General features: G+C 57.2%; 16 protein-coding genes. 2 read left to right on the forward strand and 14 right to left on the reverse strand.

Going from position 1 to position 19,504, the window contains the following annotated elements:
* Positions 1 to 592 precede the first annotated feature (592 nt).
* From U5O12_RS07005 to guaB, 5 genes are all read right to left on the reverse strand, one after another.
* Positions 593 to 1,513, reverse strand: a complete 921-nt coding sequence (locus U5O12_RS07005; RefSeq protein WP_322577944.1) for an LD-carboxypeptidase — start codon at positions 1,511 to 1,513, stop codon at positions 593 to 595.
* Between the two features lie 8 nt (positions 1,514 to 1,521).
* Positions 1,522 to 2,640, reverse strand: a complete 1,119-nt coding sequence (gene tadA / locus U5O12_RS07010) for a tRNA adenosine(34) deaminase TadA (RefSeq protein WP_322577945.1) — start codon at positions 2,638 to 2,640, stop codon at positions 1,522 to 1,524.
* 52 nt (positions 2,641 to 2,692) lie between these two features.
* A complete protein-coding gene (locus U5O12_RS07015) occupies positions 2,693 to 4,474 on the reverse strand; it encodes a bifunctional diguanylate cyclase/phosphodiesterase (RefSeq protein ID WP_322577946.1) in 1,782 nt (593 codons plus the stop codon).
* A gap of 124 nt (positions 4,475 to 4,598) precedes the next feature.
* Positions 4,599 to 6,212 carry a glutamine-hydrolyzing GMP synthase gene (guaA, locus tag U5O12_RS07020; protein ID WP_322577947.1) on the reverse strand — a complete coding sequence of 538 codons (1,614 nt, stop codon included), beginning with the start codon at positions 6,210 to 6,212 and terminating at the stop codon, positions 4,599 to 4,601.
* A 65-nt stretch (positions 6,213 to 6,277) separates the two neighbouring features.
* Positions 6,278 to 7,747 (reverse strand): IMP dehydrogenase, encoded by a 1,470-nt coding sequence (gene guaB, locus U5O12_RS07025; protein WP_322577948.1) that lies wholly within the window; start codon positions 7,745 to 7,747, stop codon positions 6,278 to 6,280.
* Between the two features lie 73 nt (positions 7,748 to 7,820).
* Between guaB and U5O12_RS07030 the strand changes: the two genes are divergently transcribed.
* The gene (locus U5O12_RS07030; protein ID WP_322577949.1) at positions 7,821 to 8,330 is read left to right on the forward strand and encodes a DUF4124 domain-containing protein; all 510 of its coding nucleotides are present in this window, start codon (positions 7,821 to 7,823) and stop codon (positions 8,328 to 8,330) included.
* A 12-nt stretch (positions 8,331 to 8,342) separates the two neighbouring features.
* On the opposite strand, the gene U5O12_RS07035 is transcribed toward U5O12_RS07030, so the two are convergent.
* Together U5O12_RS07035 and U5O12_RS07040 are read right to left on the reverse strand one after the other, a co-directional pair.
* A complete protein-coding gene (locus U5O12_RS07035) occupies positions 8,343 to 8,690 on the reverse strand; it encodes an RnfH family protein (RefSeq protein ID WP_322577950.1) in 348 nt (115 codons plus the stop codon).
* Positions 8,680 to 9,123, reverse strand: a complete 444-nt coding sequence (locus U5O12_RS07040; RefSeq protein ID WP_322577951.1) for a type II toxin-antitoxin system RatA family toxin — start codon at positions 9,121 to 9,123, stop codon at positions 8,680 to 8,682. The genes U5O12_RS07035 and U5O12_RS07040 overlap by 11 nt, the downstream gene beginning before the upstream one ends.
* A gap of 80 nt (positions 9,124 to 9,203) precedes the next feature.
* Here U5O12_RS07040 and smpB point away from each other — a divergent pair, with 80 nt between their 5' ends.
* Positions 9,204 to 9,677: an SsrA-binding protein SmpB gene (gene smpB / locus U5O12_RS07045; protein ID WP_105262807.1), complete on the forward strand. Its 474-nt coding sequence runs from the start codon at positions 9,204 to 9,206 to the stop codon at positions 9,675 to 9,677.
* 25 nt (positions 9,678 to 9,702) lie between these two features.
* Here the strand turns inward: smpB and U5O12_RS07050 are convergent, their stop codons facing one another.
* The 7 genes from U5O12_RS07050 to nusA all read right to left on the reverse strand — a co-directional run bounded on the left by U5O12_RS07050 (position 9,703) and on the right by nusA (position 19,428).
* Positions 9,703 to 10,815, reverse strand: a complete 1,113-nt coding sequence (locus U5O12_RS07050) for an enoyl-CoA hydratase/isomerase family protein (RefSeq protein ID WP_322577952.1) — start codon at positions 10,813 to 10,815, stop codon at positions 9,703 to 9,705.
* On the reverse strand, positions 10,812 to 11,684 hold the full coding sequence (locus U5O12_RS07055) for a DMT family transporter (RefSeq protein ID WP_322577953.1): 873 nt from the start codon (positions 11,682 to 11,684) through the stop codon (positions 10,812 to 10,814). The genes U5O12_RS07050 and U5O12_RS07055 overlap by 4 nt, the downstream gene beginning before the upstream one ends.
* A gap of 122 nt (positions 11,685 to 11,806) precedes the next feature.
* Positions 11,807 to 13,630, reverse strand: a complete 1,824-nt coding sequence (typA, locus tag U5O12_RS07060; RefSeq protein ID WP_322577954.1) for a translational GTPase TypA — start codon at positions 13,628 to 13,630, stop codon at positions 11,807 to 11,809.
* Between the two features lie 14 nt (positions 13,631 to 13,644).
* Positions 13,645 to 14,646, reverse strand: coding sequence for a tRNA pseudouridine(55) synthase TruB (gene truB, locus U5O12_RS07065; protein ID WP_322577955.1), 1,002 nt, complete (start codon positions 14,644 to 14,646; stop codon positions 13,645 to 13,647).
* Between the two features lie 4 nt (positions 14,647 to 14,650).
* Complete coding sequence (gene rbfA, locus U5O12_RS07070) at positions 14,651 to 15,019, reverse strand: 30S ribosome-binding factor RbfA (protein WP_322577956.1); 369 nt, start codon at positions 15,017 to 15,019, stop codon at positions 14,651 to 14,653.
* A gap of 14 nt (positions 15,020 to 15,033) precedes the next feature.
* The gene (gene infB / locus U5O12_RS07075; RefSeq protein WP_322577957.1) at positions 15,034 to 17,907 is read right to left on the reverse strand and encodes a translation initiation factor IF-2; all 2,874 of its coding nucleotides are present in this window, start codon (positions 17,905 to 17,907) and stop codon (positions 15,034 to 15,036) included.
* A 24-nt stretch (positions 17,908 to 17,931) separates the two neighbouring features.
* Entirely contained in the window at positions 17,932 to 19,428 is a 1,497-nt protein-coding gene (gene nusA / locus U5O12_RS07080; RefSeq protein ID WP_322577958.1) for a transcription termination factor NusA, read from the reverse strand.
* Between the last annotated feature and the right edge of the window lie 76 nt (positions 19,429 to 19,504).

Here is a 19,504-nt window from a genome sequence, read left to right on the forward strand (position 1 = left end):
AACGCGTCTTATCACTAGAGCTTGGTAAAAAATGAATAGACATGTCATAGCAATGTTCATTTAGCATTTGTGTTGAATAGTTTTTGCTAGGCTGCTCAAGCTAACGAGAATCAAATGCATTTCTGGTCATAGGAATGGAGGTCAATATTGATGCACAACATTGTGTGTGAGGTAAAAATCCGCGTCAGACCCTATGGTCAATGGCATTCAGTTTGCGTACCGTCCCCAACGATTCGTTAGAGAAAAGAACCATGCGTTGGACACCTTCCACCATTATGAGCAGCCTTTTAAGGGGCACATCTTCAATTGGCCAAAGCGATGGAGCAGCAACAATTGAAGACATACGCCGGGCCATGTTGGAAATTCTTGGTGACCGAGAAGCTGAAACATACCCTGTCGTGCAACTGCGAGTGACCTACGCTGCGGACGTACAGGATCTCTGGTATCTGCGGGGCGACATAATGGCGGCGGTTGCGGCTACAGAAGGCGAAGCGATCGCCAAAGCGCGACTTGAAAAATTTGAGTGGCATGTTCAAGGGTCTGTTGCCAAGCGGCCTCAGTTCGCGGGCCAGCCCTCTGGGGCAGTAGTTGCTCAATGTCCCCAAACTAACATCACATCCCTGCCTTCCGCAACAAGATCGGCCCGTTTCCCTACCGGCAACAACACTTTGGTTTGAACGTGACCGTATGGCAAATTTGTTAGAACAGGAATTTTGAGCTTGGCTTGTAACCAGGCAACCACAGTGCTCAATTTGAACCCCTTGTCGTGTGCATGCAATGTAAAACCGGTGAATTGACCCAACACAACTGCTTTCTGGCGGGAGAGTATTCCAGAGTGTAGAAGCTGGGTCAGCATTCGCTCTATTTGATATGGGTGCTCGCCAATGTCCTCAAGAAATAGAATCCCGCCCTTGACGCTCGGAAAATAGGGAGTCCCCACCATTGAGACCAAAACGCTCAGGTTGCCCCCCCAAACCATCGCATTTTGAATACCTAAAGGCCCACCCAACAGTGCCTGATTTTGACGCCACCCAGTGCCCTCACCCTGCCCGCTCGCCATGTCATGAAAGCAATCCTCCATGATGTCATCTGGCTGTTCGTCAGAGGCACCACCCACACCAAAGCCTTCGCACAACGCTGGACCAGCCCATGTGACTGTGCCTGTTTTGGCAAGCACCGCAAGCTGGAAGGCTGTGAAGTCGCTGATACCTACAAACTGCATACCTTGATCAACAGCTTTCGAGACTGCCCGATATCGGATATCAGCCAATAGTCGTGTAATTCCGTATCCGCCACGCGAAATCAGGGCGATGTCGGCGCCACTTGCTGCTGCACGATGGATGGCCGCCAATCGGGTTGAATCATCACCAGCGAAACGCATATACCCATTCAAGGCATCCGCATCAAGCTCCACGTCATAGCCAAGTACTTGCAGGCGTTTCACCCCGCGTCTGAAAGCAGCCTTGTCTCGAACTGCCCCAGAGGGGGAATAAATATAAATATGTTTTTTCACTAAGGTGATTATCCGCTGTGACACTTCATTTCGATATGCTGTGCAATTGCTTGCGTTGTCATATGTGGGGCACCAACCTCGAATCCGCTGTCCATGCTCCACGGTCCTTGCCTGAATTGTTGTGCCAACGTACTCGAAACCGTCAGAGCTGCTTGGTAGCCCTTGTGTGGGAACGGGCGCATATCAGGAGCCCCCTCAAATTCAGTCGATATTTGAAGCAGACCCGTTACGCTCACTGAACGACTAAAAGCAAGTGCCTGGGCCAAGTGAATCCCCAGCCCTTCTGCCACGATGAATATTTTTTGAACGCCTAAGTGCGCTAACAATGACTGCAATCCACGCAGATGCAGATTCACAGTGTGGACGGACGCCTTTTTGGGCTTGTCGCTCTTGCCAAAACCGATCAGATCCGGGGAAATTACCCGAATTCCTTTCATGCTCAAGATGGGGATGATTCCTCTGTAGCGATAGCTCCACCCAGGCATATCATGTAAACAGAGCACGGTAGTCGGGGCCGTTGAAGGGCCCTCGTCCAGAAAGTGCATGTGCCACCCTCGCAGATGTTCCGTATCCCGGTGATAGCAAGAAGCGAACGGAAAGTCTTCCATGCTGGAAAAAACTGATTCGGGTGTACGTACTGCATCGTCCATAAGGGGCCGAACTTGTAAGGCTTGTTCTTTGCGGCGCTCTTTGAAGAAGTCTCTCAGAATCCCAGAGCACTCCTCCGACAAAGTCCCTCCACAGACTTGGGTCTGATGGTTGAGTTGCTGGTTGGCAAAAATATTCAGAACTGATCCTACTGCCCCTGTTTTGGGGTCTGAGGCGCCAAATACCAGCCGCTTGAGACGGGAGTGCAATATTGCCCCAGCACACATCGGACAAGGCTCCAACGTCACAAAGAGTTCGCATCCATCGAGACGGTAGTTGCCAAGGGCTTGGGCCGCAGTGCGCAAGGCCACGATTTCGGCATGTGCAGACGGATCATGAGATGCGATAGACATATTTCGCCCCACGGCTATCACGCGTCCATCTCTGACCACCACGGCACCGACCGGGATTTCACCCGCATCTTTAGCTTGCCGGGCCTGATCCAACGCCATGCGCATAAAACTGACGTCTTTATTCATGTCCCGATCCTAGCGTGCGCAACATCGGGCAGGACACTCACTTCCGCAACGATCAGGCGACACAGCCCCTGGCAATTAACCATTCTTTCAAAAGTGGCGGAGTCATGGGCTTGGCGTACAAGTAGCCCTGCCCCTCATGGCATCCTAGAGCACGCAAGGCTTGGGCTTGAGCCTCATCTTCTATGCCTTCGGCAATAACGGTTAGATTCAGATTGCGTCCTAACTCAATAACCATTGACGCGATGTGTCCGCCACACATATCTTTCTGCAATTCGGACACAAAGGCACGGTCGATCTTGAGTCGATCGATGGGGAGCTGACGCAACTGGCTGAGCGAAGAGTAGCCCGTCCCAAAGTCATCAATCGCAATAGAGATTCCAAGTTCGCGAACCAAATTCAAGGTTTCCAGCATGAAGTCGGCATCCTCCATTGCGACCGACTCTGTAATTTCCAACTCGAGACAATTCGGCCGAATACCAGTATCCAACAATGCTGCGTTGAGTTTGTCCAAAAACTCTGGATGCCTAAACTGGATTTGGGATACGTTCACTGACATTCGCAAATCCGTCAACCCCATAGCTTGGAGTCGCCCAAGTTCATGACAGGACATACGCAACACCCAATCACCGATTGCAATAATCATCCCAGATGCTTCCGCCAGCGGGATGAAACGATCCGGGGGAACAAAGGTTCCATCTTCATTGCGCCAACGGATCAAGGCCTCCATCCCCACCACCTGACCGCTGTTGAGGTTGATTTGGGGTTGATACACAATAAAAAGTCGTTCACTTTCCACTGCACTACGCAAACTTTGTAGCAAGCGCACGCGTTCGCGGATGTCTGACCCCATTTCGCTGGAGAACATCACGAAGCTTCCGCGGCGACTTTTTTTCGCACGTTTCAGTGCAATATTGGCATCCTTGAGTGCATCGCGCCCTGAGACGCCATCGGACAATAACTTGGTCAGACCCATGGTGGCGGTCACAACCATGGAGTCGTCTTGCACTTGGAAGGGCTCCCTGAACATGGCTAAGACCCGCAAGGGGTTCACAACACTCTGCTCCCCCATCAAACCAAATGTGTCACTGCCAATGCGAGCCAAAATTACTTCAGGACCAAGCTCGACTTTAAGACGGTCCGCTACAGATTGCAGCAGGCGATCCCCTTGTTGGTGTCCAAGTGCATCGTTGATCTCAGAGAAATCATCAATGTCCAGAATCGCTATCACATCATCTGCAGCCGGCTGATTTTTAAGCCGTTCTTCCGCGAGGTCTATGAATTTGTTGCGGTTCGGAAGGCATGAGAGGCGATCGTAAAAAGCCAGTTCATCCAGCTTACGAATTTGCTCGTAGGCCCGCAGCGCGGCAGTGACCGTGGCGTAAAGTTTTGTACGGGTTAACTCAGACTTGGTTTTGTAGTCATTGATGTCGAAATCATGGATTGTTTCGATCTCCGGGGCATAGCCCGGTTGCCCTGTGCGCAAAATGATGCGCAACTCGCTGAGTCGCAAGTCTTGGCGTATTGTCTTAACCAGCGCTAGCCCAGCGTCTTCGCGCTCCATCACGACATCGAGCAAAACCACGGCCACATCGCGCTCGGTATTCAGGATTTTGCTGGCTTCGCTGGCAGAGTAAGCGTGCAAAAACTGCAGCGCACGTCCCAAAATACGCACGCCTGCCAAGGCAAAAGTTGTCGCACGGTGAACATCCGGCTCATCATCCACGACCAACAAGCGCCAAACGGGCTCTTTGGCAGATCCTCCTACAGCTTCATCTTCCAGAAAATGCAGCGTGTCAGAGTCTGCTTGGAGGCCCATCAGCTTCTCGGTGTTCATGAAAACATTGTGCACCAAGCGCACATAAAAAGTCAGCGCCCCGTGGGGCGCTGCGTGAACTTTTTAAGGAAAATTGGTGAGAAACAGGGCGTGTTTCGGGATTTCCCCTAGGGCCGCAGCCGCCCTATTCCCACTCAATGGTTGCCGGCGGCTTGCTGCTCACGTCATAGGTGACACGGTTGATCCCGCGCACTTCGTTGATGATGCGGCCCGACACCTTTTTCAGCAGCGCGTAAGGCAGCTCGGCCCAATCGGCAGTCATGAAGTCGCTAGTTTGCACCGCGCGCAGGGCCACCACGTAGTCATAGGTGCGGCCATCGCCCATCACACCCACGCTCTTCACAGGCAGGAACACGGTGAAGGCCTGGCTAGTCAGCTGGTACCAGGTCTTGCCTGTGGCTTCGTCCTTGAAGTTGTGCAGCTCTTCGATGAAGATCGCGTCAGCCCGGCGCAGCAAGTCAGCGTATTCCTTCTTCACTTCGCCCAGAATCCGCACGCCCAGGCCCGGGCCGGGGAACGGGTGGCGGTACACCATGTTGTGGGGGAGACCCAGCGCCACGCCGAGTTCGCGGACTTCATCCTTGAACAATTCACGCAGCGGCTCCAGCAGCTTCAGCCCCAGTTGCTCGGGCAGGCCGCCGACGTTGTGGTGGCTCTTGATGGTGACGGCCTTTTTGCTCTTGGCGCCACCGGACTCAATCACATCGGGGTAAATCGTGCCCTGGGCCAACCATTTAGCCCCCTTGGCGCCCTCCCCTTTCAGCTTGGCGGCTTCTTGTTTGAACACGGTGACAAACTCGCCGCCAATGATCTTGCGCTTGGCTTCAGGGTCACTCACCCCCGCCAGCTTGCCCAGAAACAGATCGGAAGCATCCGCACGAATCACCTTCGCGTGCAGCTTGCCGACGAACATGTCCATCACCATGTCGCCTTCGTTCAGACGCAACAAACCATGGTCCACAAACACGCAAGTCAGCTGATCGCCGATGGCACGGTGTATCAGTGCCGCGGCCACCGATGAATCGACGCCGCCGGACAGGCCAAGAATCACCTCTTCATCGCCCACTTGCTCGCGGATACGTGCCACGGCTTCACTGATGTAGTCGCCCATGATCCAGTCGGGCTGAGTCGCGCAGATGCCCAGCACGAAGCGGTTCAGCAACGCCTGGCCTTGCACCGTGTGCGTGACTTCGGGGTGGAACTGCACAGCGTAGAACTTGCGCGCCTCATCGGCCATGCCGGCAATTGGGCAGCTGTCCGTGCTGGCCATCAGCTTGAAGCCTGGTGGCAGCTCGGTGACCTTGTCACCATGGCTCATCCATACATTCAGCATGCCCTCGCCTTCCGGCGTGGTGAAGTCGGCAATATCTTTCAGCAAGGCGGTGTGGCCATGTGCACGTACTGCGGCAAAGCCGAACTCACGGGTGTGACCGGTTTCCACCTTGCCGCCCAGCTGCTGCGCCATGGTCTGCATGCCATAGCAAATACCCAGCACTGGCAATCCCAGATCGAACACCGCCTGGGGCGCCCGGTCGGTTGTGTCCTCGGTCACGCTGGCATGGCTGCCGGACAAGATGATGCCCTTGAGCTGACCGTCGGCTGCATAGTCACGAATCCATTGGTCGCTCACGTCACAAGGGTGAACCTCGCAAAAAACGTGCGCCTCACGCACGCGCCGTGCGATCAGCTGGGTAACCTGGGAACCGAAATCAAGAATGAGGATTTTCTGGTGCTGCATGGTGGTCGAAAAAGTCGGTTGTTCAAAGCAAAGGGCCGTCGCGGAGGACGGCCCTGGATCGGCTATCAGTCAGCCCGGTAGTTCGGCGCTTCCTTGGTAATCTGCACGTCGTGGACGTGGCTCTCGCGAATACCGGCTGTAGTGATTTCCACGAACTCAGCCTTGTTTTGCATGTCTTCGATGGTGGCGCAACCGCAATAGCCCATGCTGGCACGAATGCCACCAGCCATCTGGAACACGATGGATACCATGGAGCCCTTGTAGGGCACCCGGCCTTCAATGCCTTCGGGCACCAGCTTGTCGGCATTGGGGTTGCCAGTGCTGGATTCCTGGAAGTAGCGGTCCGCACTGCCCTGCTGCATGGCGCCGATGCTGCCCATACCGCGATAGCTCTTGTAACTGCGGCCTTGATAGAGAATCACTTCGCCCGGAGCTTCTTCGGTACCGGCAAACATGCCACCCATCATCACGGTACCCGCGCCTGCGGCAATCGCCTTGGCAATGTCACCGCTGTAACGGATGCCACCGTCGGCAATCAGTGGCACGCCGGTGCCGCGCAAGGCCGTGGCCACGCTGTCTACGGCCATGATTTGGGGCACGCCCACACCAGCCACGATGCGGGTGGTGCAGATGGAACCGGGGCCAATACCCACCTTGACGGCATCCGCACCAGCTTCGACCAATGCCAGCGCTGCAGCACCGGTAGCGATATTGCCGCCTACCACGTCCACCTGCGGGAAGTTCTGCTTGACCCAGCGCACACGGTCAATCACACCCTTGCTGTGGCCATGGGCCGTATCCACCACGATGGCGTCCACGCCGGCAGCCACCAAGGCTTCGACGCGGGCTTCGGTGCCCTCGCCCACACCCACGGCTGCGCCTACGCGCAAACGGCCTGTGGCATCGCGTGCCGCGTTGGGGAAATTCAGTTGTTTGGTGATGTCCTTGACGGTGATCAAGCCCTTGAGTTCAAAGGCTTCGTTTACCACCAGCAGACGCTCCAGCTTGTGCTTGTTCAGCAGCGCCTTGGCTGCTTCGGGGGTCGTGCCGTCAGGCACAGTAATCAGCCGCTCACGCGGCGTCATGATTTCGCGCACGGGTTGGTCGTAGCGGGTCTCGAACCGCAAATCGCGTCCGGTCACAATGCCGACCACTTTGCCACCGTCGCACACCGGGAATCCAGAGACTCCCAGCTGCTCCGACAAAGCAATAACCTGGCGCACCGTGGTGTCGGGGGTAATTACAACCGGGTCACGCAGCAAGCCAGATTCGTAACGCTTCACCTTGGCAACTTGCGCTGCTTGCTCTGCCGCGGTCAGGTTTTTGTGAACAATTCCCATCCCACCCTCTTGCGCAATGGCAATGGCCAAGCGGGCTTCAGTGACCGTATCCATTGCCGCTGAAACAAGCGGCAGGTTCAGTGCAATGTTGCGGGAGAAACGGGTGGCGAGGCTGGTGTCCTTGGGGAGGACTTGGGAGAACGCTGGCACCAACAACACATCGTCGAAGGTCAGCGCTTTGCCGAGAAGGCGCATGTCAAAGCTCCAAAAATCGGATTGTACCCGTGCGGATTTGTCTTGAACGCGCCTCGCGCGCTACACTTGCTCCATGAAACTGTCTCATGCACTCTTGGTTGCACTTCTGGTAGTCCCCTGCACTAGCGCTTTCGCCCAATGGCAATGGTTGGACAAAGACGGCCGCAAGGTTTTCAGCGACCGCGGCCCGGGCGCGGATATCCCCGAAAAAAATATCCTGAAGCGGCCTGGCGGTTCGACGGCTAAAGCTGTGGTTCCTTCAGGGGCCTCTGAATCCTCCGCTACGGCAAGCGCACCGGTGCCCACATTGGCAGCCAGCAAAGCGGGCGGAGACAAGACTTTGGAAGCCAAGAAAAAGCAAACAGAAGAAGCCGAGGCAGCCAAGCGCAAGGTAGAAGAAGAACGTCTCGCCAGAGTTAAGTCGGATAACTGCGCGCGCGCGAAACAAGCCAAGGCATCCATGGAAAACGGGGGAAGGATTGCCCGTACGAATGCGGCCGGAGAGCGTGAAGTGCTGGATGATGCGAGCAAAGCTGCAGAGACCCAACGTATTCAGGGCATCATCGACGCAGACTGCAAGTAAGCTTCCGATCGCTCAATAGCCGGCTTTGGCGCCAGTCCTTCGCTGAGCAAACAAGCCTGCTGACTTGGCCCCTTGTTTGGCAAACCGCTCTCGGCGCGCGACCTTCGGATCTACCATGAGGGGACGGTAAAGCTCAACCCGGTCATGGGGCCGAAGCGGATGTTGTCCACTAACTTTGCGCCCCCAAACTCCCAATTCCAAGAGATCAATTTCTGGCTGCGGCACAGGGTGCAGCAAGCCGCTTAGCTCAATTGCCATCGCCGCAGTGCATCCCAGCTTCACCTCCAGATCGCACGTCAGCACCCGCCGAGGGCCTATTGCGAATACCACCGTCACCGGGAATGTGATTTCAGTCGCCATACACCTGCTGCGCACGTTTTACAAACGCATCTACCAAACTAGCTGCAATCTTGTCGAATACCGGCCCTACCAATTTGCCCAGCGTTGCATTTTCAAACCCGTAGTTCAAGAGCAGCTCGACCTTGCAGGCGCGCTGCGATCCGTCACCCAGGGGATGAAAATTCCACGCACCGTCTAGTTTGGAGAATGGCCCTTTCAGCAACTGCATGCCTACCTGACTGGGTTCTGTATGGCTATTGCGCGTGATAAACGTCTGCCGGATACCGCTGAATGAAATGCCCACCTCTGCAGTCATGCCAAGTGCATCCTGTTCCAAAACTTGGGCGTGGTCACACCACGGTAAGAATTGGGGGTACTGCGCCACATCGGTCACCAAGGCGTACATCTCTTGCGGGCTGTACCAGATTAAAACGGACTTGTGAACAGTTTTCATAGAATAGCGGTCTGCGCGGGATTGTAGACAAGCCCACTGGCGTCTCTTTCTTTCCCGTCTGTCATCCCCACCTGAGTCCAATGGCCAAAAAACCCGAAACTGCTACCCGTATCGCCGACAACAAAAAGGCCGCGTTCAACTACTTCTTTGAGGAGCGGTTTGAAGCGGGTCTGGTGCTGGAAGGCTGGGAGGTCAAATCCTTGCGCGAAGGCAAAGTACAACTCACAGATGGTTATGTGGTGATTCGCAATGGTGAGCTGTTCATCATCGGCCTGCAAATCAATCCGCTGCACACGGCAAGCAGCCATGTGAGCCCTGACAAGGTGCGCACCAAAAAGCTCTTGATGCACAAGGAAGAGATCAAGCGCCTGATTGGCAAGGTGGAGCAAAAAGGCTACACCTTGGTGCCCATCAACCTGCACTGGAAAAGCGGCAAGGTGAAGTGCGACATCGCACTGGCCAAGGGCAAGGCCGAGCACGACAAGCGCGACACCATCAAGGACCGCGAAGGCAAGCGCGAGGTGGAGCGCGCCATGAAGGACCGCAACCGCTAAGGGCTAGGCGCCAGTGCGCTCCTGTTCAGGCGAGACCACGTAATGGATGTGCAGCCGCAGGCCAAGGGCTTGTAAAAAATGGAGCGATCATCGCGGTGGTTACCTCTTCCAAACGCGTTGGATTCCAGCGCGGTCCATGGTCTTTATCCACCGCCAGCGCACGAATTCCTTCCACTGTCTCGCTCGCCTCACCGGACCGGTTCAGATGGGCGGTAAAAAAACAGTGTCGGACCATGTCCCGCTCCATGCGCAAGTCGTCGGCCAGTGTCATGCCACGGGCGCGGCGCACCTGCTCCAGAACCACGTGCAACATCAGAGGCGACCGTTTACGCAGGGTGGCGGCCGTCTGTTGCGCCCAATCGCTACTGCCAGCTTCTAGCGCTTGCACAATTTCAGTGGCACTCTTCAGCGCAAAATAATGATCAATTTGGTCTCTAGGCCCCGTGTGTTCTGCGCCATCAGCTCCTGAAAACATAGCAATCCAGCCTGCCAACGGGGCGGCACCGGTCCAGTCCAGAACGCAGAGTGCCTCCCATGCCTCTGGCAAACGGGCCGACTCTACGAGTTGATCTGCCAATCCCAGGGCCACAGCCGTGCGGCCATCAATAAGGTCACCGGTCATTGCCAACCATTCGCCGGTACGACCGGGGCATCGGCTCAAAAAGTATCCCCCGCCCACGTCGGGGAACAGGCCGATATTGGTTTCGGGCATGGCCATCTTGGTGTGCTCGGTCACCAAGCGGTGCGAAGCACCCTGACTGATGCCCATCCCTCCGCCCATCACGATGCCATCCATGAAGGCGATATAGGGCTTGGGATAGTGATGGATCAGGTGGTTGAGGGCATATTCCTCGGTGAAGAAGTCTTCCAACGCCGGATTGCCAGCCAGGGCTGCCTGGTGGAAGAAGCGGATGTCTCCTCCGGCGCAAAAACCGCCAAACACTCCGGTCTTGGTGCTGCCACGGATGGCCACGGCTTGGATGCCTGCATCGTCCTTCCAGGCCAAGAGTGTGGCCGTCAGGCTACGCACCATGTCCAAGCTCAAGGCATTGAGTGCCTTGGCACGATTGAGGGTAATCAAACCCACTTGCCCACGGATTTCGGTGATCACTTCGTCACTGGGAAGCAAAGTTGTCATTCGCGTTGTCTCCATCCAATCACTTCGTTCACAACCAAAGCACCAATCACCAGCGCCCCACCCCACAGCACCGGGCTGCTCGGCACTTCGTTCGCCCCCAGCCAAGCCAGCAGAATGCCAAAAATCACTTCAAGCAGTTGCAACAGGGAGATCTCGGGTGCTTTTAATATCTGCGCGCAGCGCACGCTGAGCACGCAAGGCACGGCCAGCTGGAACACCCCCAGAAACCCCAGCAAGGTCACATCGTGTGCACTGGCCTGTAGAGGAAACGACAGCGGCAAAGTCACTATGCAGGAGATAACTGCACCAACCCACACCGCAGGCATCAGGTCCACGTCATGGCCTTGGTCATGCGAATGCTGGGTCACCGTCCAGTTGGTGGCACCGGCTATTGGCACGCACAAAGCCACCAAAGTCCCCAGCCAGGTGACCGAGCCCAGCTGGGACGCGTACATGTAGACAATGCCTGCCCCCGCCACCACGATGGCAACCCAGGTCCGCAGCGGCACCCGGTGGCCAATGAAAATCCGCGCAATCAGCGCGGTGAGCAGCGGCCCTAGCGACATGGTGACCAACACATTGCCCACGCTGGTAAGCGTTAGCGCCACCATAAAGGCGGTAAACATCACACTCCAGCACAGGCCGGACAACCAAAATGGAAGGCCAGCATGGCGGATTTTGTAAAACACATCCCGCCCGCTCACAAAGGGCAGGATCACCATCAGGCTCAGAACGGTAAAGAACGCGCGCCAGAAGGTAACTTCAAAGCTGCGCGCGAATTCCAGATGGCGCGTGACCACACCAGCGGTGGACCACATCAGGGTCACCGCCACCATCAAAAATACGGCCCGCGTGTGGGTGAGTTTCATGCAATGGGCGCCATCGAAGTGCGTGTCTGCAAATCAGAGATGCCGCAGATCCGGCTCGGCCGGTCTGCTGGCATCGCCCCCTGCAAGGGGGAGGCGGCAAAGCCGCCATGGGGATCAGTCGATCAAGAGCGACCAGCGCGCTTGCGGTCGCTTTCAGACAGGTGGCGCTTGCGCAGACGCACCGACTTGGGCGTGATTTCAACCAGTTCGTCGTCCTCGATGAATTCCACGCCGTATTCCAGCGTCAATTCGATCGGGGGCGTGATCTTGATTGCATCTTCCTTGCCGGACACGCGGAAGTTGGTCAGCTGCTTGGTACGTGTCGCGTTGACCACCAGATCGTTATCACGGCTGTGGATACCCACAATCATGCCTTCGTACACTGGGTCGTTCGGCTTCACGAACATGCGGCCGCGGTCATCCAGCTTGCCCAGGGCGTAGGTGAAGATTTCACCAGCGTCCATGGAGATCAGCACGCCGTTCTTGCGGCCACCAATGTCGCCCTTGTGCGGCTCGTAGCTGTCAAAGATGTTGGAGATCAGGCCGGAACCACGGGTCAAGTTCAGGAATTCGTTAGAGAAACCGATCAGGCCACGCGCAGGAATGCGGTATTCCAGGCGGACACGGCCACGGCCGTCCGGTTCCATGTTCACCAGCTCGCCCTTGCGCTCGCCCAAGGCCTGCATCACGCCACCTTGGTGAGACTCTTCCACGTCGGCCGTTACGAGCTCGATAGGCTCGTGTTTTTCGCCATTGATGTCCTTGAACATCACGCGGGGCTTGGACACTGCCATTTCGTAGCCTTCACGGCGCATGTTTTCCAAGAGGATGGTCAAGTGCAATTCGCCGCGACCCATGACTTCGAAGATACCTTCTTCGTCGGTCTCATTCACGCGCAGCGCCACATTGTGTTGCAGTTCCTTTTGCAGGCGATCCCAGATCTGGCGGCTGGTCACGTACTTGCCTTCGCGGCCAGCCAGCGGGCTGGTGTTCACGCAGAAGTTCATGGTCAGCGTGGGTTCGTCGACCTTCAGCATGGGCAGCGGTGCAGGGTTTGCCGGGTCGGTCACTGTCACGCCGATACCGATGTCTTCAATACCGTTGATCAGCACGATGTCGCCGGGGCCGGCTTCGGGGGTCTGCATGCGGTCCAGGCCCTGGAAAGTCAGCACTTGGTTGACACGGCCCTTGACGGCCTTGCCATCGGGGCCTTCCATGACGACCACGTCCATCATGGGCTTGATCGTGCCTTGGCTGATGCGGCCTACGCCGATGCGCCCCACGAACGAAGAGAAGTCCAGCGCCGAAATTTGCAGTTGCAAAGGTGCCTTGGGGTCACCCGAATTGGCGGGCACGTGTTTCAGGATGGTGTTGAACAGGGCCGACATGTCGGGGCCCCACTGCTCACCGGGTGCGCCCTCTTCCAGCGACGTCCAGCCGTTGATACCGGAGGCATACACCACGGGGAAATCCAACTGTTCGTCGGTTGCGCCGAGTTTGTCGAACAAGTCGAACGCGGCGTTGACCACCTTGTCGGGGTTGGCACCGGGCTTGTCGACCTTGTTCACCACCACGATGGGGCGCAGACCCAGGGCCAGCGCCTTCTTGGTCACGAAGCGGGTTTGCGGCATGGGGCCTTCTTGCGCGTCGATCAGCAGCACCACACTGTCCACCATGGACAGGGCACGCTCCACTTCGCCGCCGAAGTCCGCGTGTCCGGGCGTGTCGACGATGTTGATGTGGGTACCTTCCCAGCTCACGGCACAGTTCTTGGCCAGAATCGTGATACCACGCTCTTTTTCAATGGCGTTGTTGTCCATCACGGTGTCGACCACTTTTTCGTGCTCGGCGAAGGTGCCGGACTGGCGCAGCAGTTGGTCGACCATCGTGGTCTTGCCATGATCGACGTGGGCGATGATGGCGATGTTTCGGATTTGTTTACTCATGGTTCACTTTCTGCTTACGCCCCAAGGGCCAAGGTTGCATTCACTGGTTTCAAACTCTGTTCCATGGCCTCTTGCAGGGCCTGGGATTCGCTGATTTCCTGCGGGCTCAACAGCCGCACGGGGATCAATTCCCCCGCTTCCACACGGGCGGTTCCCAGCAAGCTCTTGGAGCCTGCTGCGTAAACCACCACGTCATTCGCATCGGGCCAGGGGCCACGCCTGCGCATTCCACTCAAAAACCGTGCCGCATTGTCGCTGTCCAGTGTGACAGGCACATGCCCTGGCAGCAGCGCATCCACCGGCAACAAACACGCCAGCCGCTGCGCTTCGCTCATGGCCTCCAGGGCCTCCAGCGTGATGCACTGGCCTTCACTAAAGCCGCCTGTGCGCACCCTTCGCAATGCGCTCAGGTGGGCGCCGCAGCCAAGGGCCTCGCCAATGTCCTCGCCCAGCGTGCGGATGTATGTTCCCTTGCTGCAATCCACTACCAATTTGATAGCTGGTTGCGCAGTATCCACGAGGGATTCCAGCACTTTTAATGCATAAATCGTCACGTGGCGCGCTGGTCGCTCCACTTCAATACCGGCCCTGGCGTACTCGTACAGGGCCTTTCCGTCCTTCTTCAAAGCGCTGTGCATGGGCGGCACCTGGGCAATGGGCCCGGTGAACTGCTGCACCACTGCAGCCAGCTGCTCTGGCGTCACCGACACAGGCCGCTCGCTGATCACCTCGCCCTCGGCATCCGCCGTGCTGGTCTTGATACCCAGCCGTACCGTGGTGGCGTAGGCCTTGTCGGCATCCAAGTGCATCTGGCTGAACTTGGTTGCTGCGCCAAAGCACAGCGGCAGCACACCAGTGGCCAGTGGGTCCAGCGTACCGGTATGGCCCGCCTTCTCGGCCCGCAGCAGCCATTTGGCTTTCTGCAATGCCTGGTTGCTGGACAGTCCAATTGGCTTGTCCAACAACAGCACCCCATGCACGGGGCGCCTTGCAACCCGTGCACGTGGCGCGTTCATGGTGTCAGTCCTCTTTTGCGCGCGAAGACACTGCACGTGCAATCAACGCATTCATGTCAGCCGCCCGTTCGGTGGTCTGGTCAAAGATGAAATGCAGGGTGGGCACCGTGTGAATATGCAAACGCTTGAACAGACCCGCACGCAAGAAGCCAGCAGCCTGATTCAGCCCCTCGGCAGTCGCCACGGGGTCTCCTACCAGCAGGCTAAAGAACACTTTGGCATGGGCATAGTCGGGCGTCACTTCGACACCCTGGATGGTGACCATGCCCACCCGTGGGTCTTTCAGCTCACGAGCGATCAACTCGGCCAGATCCCGCTGGATCTGGTCGGCCACCTGAAAGCTGCGGTTGGGTGTGGATGACTTTTTGCGCACTCGTCGTATCTCGCTTACAGGGTACGGGCGATTTCTTTAACCTCGAAGAACTCCAGCTGATCACCTTCCTTGATGTCGTTGTAGTTCTTGAGTTTGATACCGCACTCGAAGCCTTCCTTGACTTCGCGCACATCGTCTTTCATGCGCTTGAGGGAGTCCAGCTCGCCGGTGTAAATCACCACGTTGTCGCGCAACAGACGGAAATTGGCGTTGCGGTTGACGAAGCCAGCAGTAACCATACAACCGGCAACCGTACCGATCTTGGACGCCACAAACACCGTGCGGATCTCGGCCATACCGATGATCTCTTCGCGCTTCTCAGGCGCCAGCATGCCGGACATGGCCGCCTTCAACTCATCCACGGCGTCGTAAATGATGTTGTAGTAACGAATGTCCACACCGTTGCCTTCAGCCAACTTGCGCGCACCAGCATCGGCGCGGGTGTTGAAGCCGATCACGATAGCCTTGGACGCGATTGCCAAGTTGATATCCGACTCGCTGATACCACCCACGGCGGAATACACCATTTGCACTTTGACTTCGTCGGTCGAGAGCTTGAGCAGCGACTGCGCCAGCGCTTCTTGCGAACCTTGCACGTCCGCCTTGACGATGATGGGCAACATCTTGACGTCGCCCGCACCGATGTCGGAGAACATATTCTCCAGCTTGGCGGCTTGTTGTTTGGCCAGCTTGGTGTTGCGGAACTTGCCAGCCCGGTAGGTGGCAATTTCTCGGGCGCGGCGCTCGTCGGACATCACCATGAACTCGTCACCGGCTTGCGGCACTTCGGTCAGACCCTGGATTTCCACCGGGATGGAAGGACCTGCCGACTCGATCTTGTGACCGTTTTCATCCAGCATGGCGCGCACGCGGCCATAAGTCTGGCCTGCCAGCACCACATCGCCAGCCTTCAAGGTACCCGACTGCACCAGCACGGTAGCCACCGGGCCGCGGCCCTTGTCGAGCTTGGCTTCGATGACCAAGCCCTTGGCCATGGCATCCACGGGAGCCTTGAGTTCCAGCACTTCGGCTTGCAACAACACCTGCTCCAGCAAAGTGTCGATGCCCATACCGGTCTTGGAAGACACGGGCACGAATGGAGAATCACCGCCGTATTCTTCAGGCACCACTTCTTCGACAACCAGTTCCTGCTTCACGCGCTCGGGGTTAGCGTCGGGTTTGTCAGACTTGGTAATCGCCACCACCAAAGGAACACCGGCCGCTTTGGCGTGTTTGATGGCTTCCTTGGTTTGTGGCATCACGCCGTCATCGGCGGCAACGACCAGAATCACGATGTCGGTAGCCTGTGCGCCACGGGCACGCATGGCGGTAAACGCCTCGTGACCGGGGGTATCCAGGAAGGACACCATGCCGCGTGGGGTTTCCACGTGGTAGGCACCAATGTGCTGGGTAATGCCACCGGCTTCGCCCGCGGCCACTTTGGCGCGGCGAATGTAGTCCAACAGCGAGGTCTTGCCATGGTCGACGTGGCCCATCACGGTCACCACTGGAGCGCGAGGTAGAGACACGGCCTCCTGGCCTTGCACGTCGTCGTCGGTGAAGGCTTCGGGATCATCCAAGGCAGCAACAATCGCTTTGTGGCCCATTTCTTCCACCACGATCATGGCGGTGTCCTGGTCCAGCGGCTGGTTGATGGTGACCATTTGGCCCATCTTCATCAGCGATTTGATGACCTCAGAGGCCTTGATAGCCATCTTGTGGGCCAGTTCGGCCACGGTGATGGTTTCGGGCACGTGCACTTCAATGACGCGCGCTTCCACCGGCGCTGCCTGGTTGTGCTGATCATCACGGTCGCGGTCATTGCCGCGGCGACCACGCGGGCCACTGCGCCAGTTGCTCGAGCGCCCGGCACCGGCACCAGTATCGCCACGCGTTTTGAGTTCTTTTTTCTTGGCAGGGTCGCCAGCCCAGCTGCTGGACAGCTTGGCAGATTTGACCTCTTTGCCTGCACCAGCGCCCGCATTGCCAGCGGTTGCACCAGCGCCTGGTTTGGCTGGCTTGGCCACCGTAGAACCTGCCGCAGGCTTGTGCAAGGTACCCTTCATGCCAGCCTTGGCGTCTGTTGCTGGCTTCGCTTCCTCGGGCTTTTTGGCAACCAACACTTTTTTGGGCGCCGACATCATCATGCGAATGGCTGCGGCTTCGGCCTCAGCCTTGCGGCGGCGATCGCCCAAGTCAACGGCACGGGCTGACTCCTCTTCCGCACGGGCTTTGGACTCAGCAGCTGCTGTTTCGCGCGCTTCAATTTGTGCGGCGGCACGTGCAGCGGCGGCTTGAGCCGCGTCATCCGAGGCCTCGGCCACGCTTGCAGAAGCCTGGCTTTTCTTCAGTGCTTCCGCCGCCGCGTAGTTGGCGGCGCGCTCGTCAGCCTCACGCTCGCGTTTTTCAGTTTCTTCGCGTGCACGGCGCTTCTCAGCCAAGTCTTCTTCTTGGCGACGGATCAGTTCCGCCTGACGGCGAGCCTCTTCCTCGCGGCGTGTGAGTTCTGCGTGGTCAATTGCAGGCGCTGCGGACTCAGTCACTTCAGCTTCCTGCTCTGGCGCATCGGAAGGGACATCCACACCATCATCGCGGCGCACAAATGTGCGCTTCTTGCGGACTTCGACTTGGATGGTGCGGGCTTTGCCCGTAGCGTCGGCCTGTTTGATCTCAGTGGTCTGCTTTTTCACCAAGGTGATTTTTTTGCGCTCCGGGCTGGCAGTGCCGTGGCTGTTTTGCAAATAGTTCAACAAGCTGTGTTTATCACCATCAGTCAGAACGTCGGAGGCCGAAGCCTTGGGGACGCCGGCTGACTTCAGTTGTTCAAGCAGGGTATCGGTGGATTTTTTGAGTTCATTGGCGAACTCGGCAACGGTCGTACTGGACATATTTTGTGTAACCTTTCATGACCGTTACTCTTGAGAGGCGGCGTCATTGGTAAACCAATGTTCGCGCGCCTTCATGATCAGGGCCTTGGCTTCGTCCGCAGACTGGCCGGTAATATCTGTAAGTTCGTCAACGGCAAGATCGGCCAGTTCATCGCGGGTGTGAACACCGCCATCTGCCAGTTTGCCGATCAGCTCGGGGGTCAGGCCTTCAAGGTCACGCAGGTCTTGCGAAACTTCTTCGACGCTTTCTTCATGGGCGATTTCCATGGTCAACAGGGCATCTTTGGCGCGGTTGCGCAACTCGTGCACCGTGTCTTCGTCAAAGCTCTCAATTTCCAACATTTCTTGGAGTGGCACATAAGCCACTTCTTCAAGGCTGGTAAACCCTTCTGCAATCAGGATGTCAGCGATTTCTTCGTCAACATCCAGTTTCTCCATGAACAGCTTACGGCCGGAGTCGGTCTCGTTGGCCAACTTCTGCGCCGACTCGGCCGCGTCCATGATGTTGATCTTCCAACCGGTCAGCTCGGAGGCGAGACGCACGTTTTGGCCACCACGGCCAATCGCAATCGCCAAGTTTTCCTCGTCCACCACCACATCCATGGCATGGCGCTCTTCGTCAACCACAATGGAAGAGACGTTGGCAGGGGCCAAGGCACCAATCACGAACTGGGCGGGATCCTCGCTCCACAGCACAATGTCCACACGTTCACCGGCCAGCTCATTGGTGACGCCATTGACACGGGTGCCACGCACGCCTACGCAAGTGCCGATGGGGTCCACGCGCTTGTCATGCGACAGCACGGCGATCTTGGCGCGCGAGCCTGCGTCGCGGGCGCAGCTCTTGATTTCCAGCAGGCCTTGTTCGATTTCGGGCACTTCCTGGCGGAATAGCTCGATCATGAATTCGGGTGCGGAACGCGACAACAAAATGGGCGCGCCACGCAGGGTCAGGTCCACTTCCATGATCATGGCGCGCACACGGTCACCGGTACGCAGGTTTTCCTTGGGGATCATCTCACCGCGGCGCAGACGGCCTTCGACGCGGCCGCTCTCCACAATGATGTCGCCCTTGTCCAGACGCTTGACGGTGCCCACAAAGATCTTCTCGCCACGGGACATGAAGTCGTTGAGCAGCATTTCGCGCTCAGCATCACGGATCTTTTGCAAGATGACCTGCTTGGCCGCCATCGCGCCAATGCGACCAATCGGCACCGATGCAACCGGCTCTTCGATGTACTCATCCACTTCGATGTCAGGGATTTGCTCCTTGGCTTCGAACAGCAAGATTTCCTGGTCAGGCAATTGCAAACCGGCCTCATCGGGAACCACATGCCAGCGACGGAAGGTTTCGTAGTTACCGCTGTCACGGTCCAAGGCGACGCGGATATCCACTTCGCCGGGGTACAGCTTTTTGGTGGCCTGGGCCAGGGCTGCTTCCACAGCACCCAACACCACGTCACGTTCTACGTTTTTCTCTCGGGAAATTGCTTCCACCAGCATCAACAGTTCGCGATTCATGCCATGACTCTCCTGAACACTCTTATCAATACAAACAAACTTGGGGGACGCGCCAGCTGAAACACAGCCGTACGAC

It is taken from the genome of Rhodoferax sp. (assembly GCF_034519335.1).
In the GTDB taxonomy this organism is placed as follows: Bacteria; Pseudomonadota; Gammaproteobacteria; order Burkholderiales; family Burkholderiaceae_C; genus Allorhodoferax.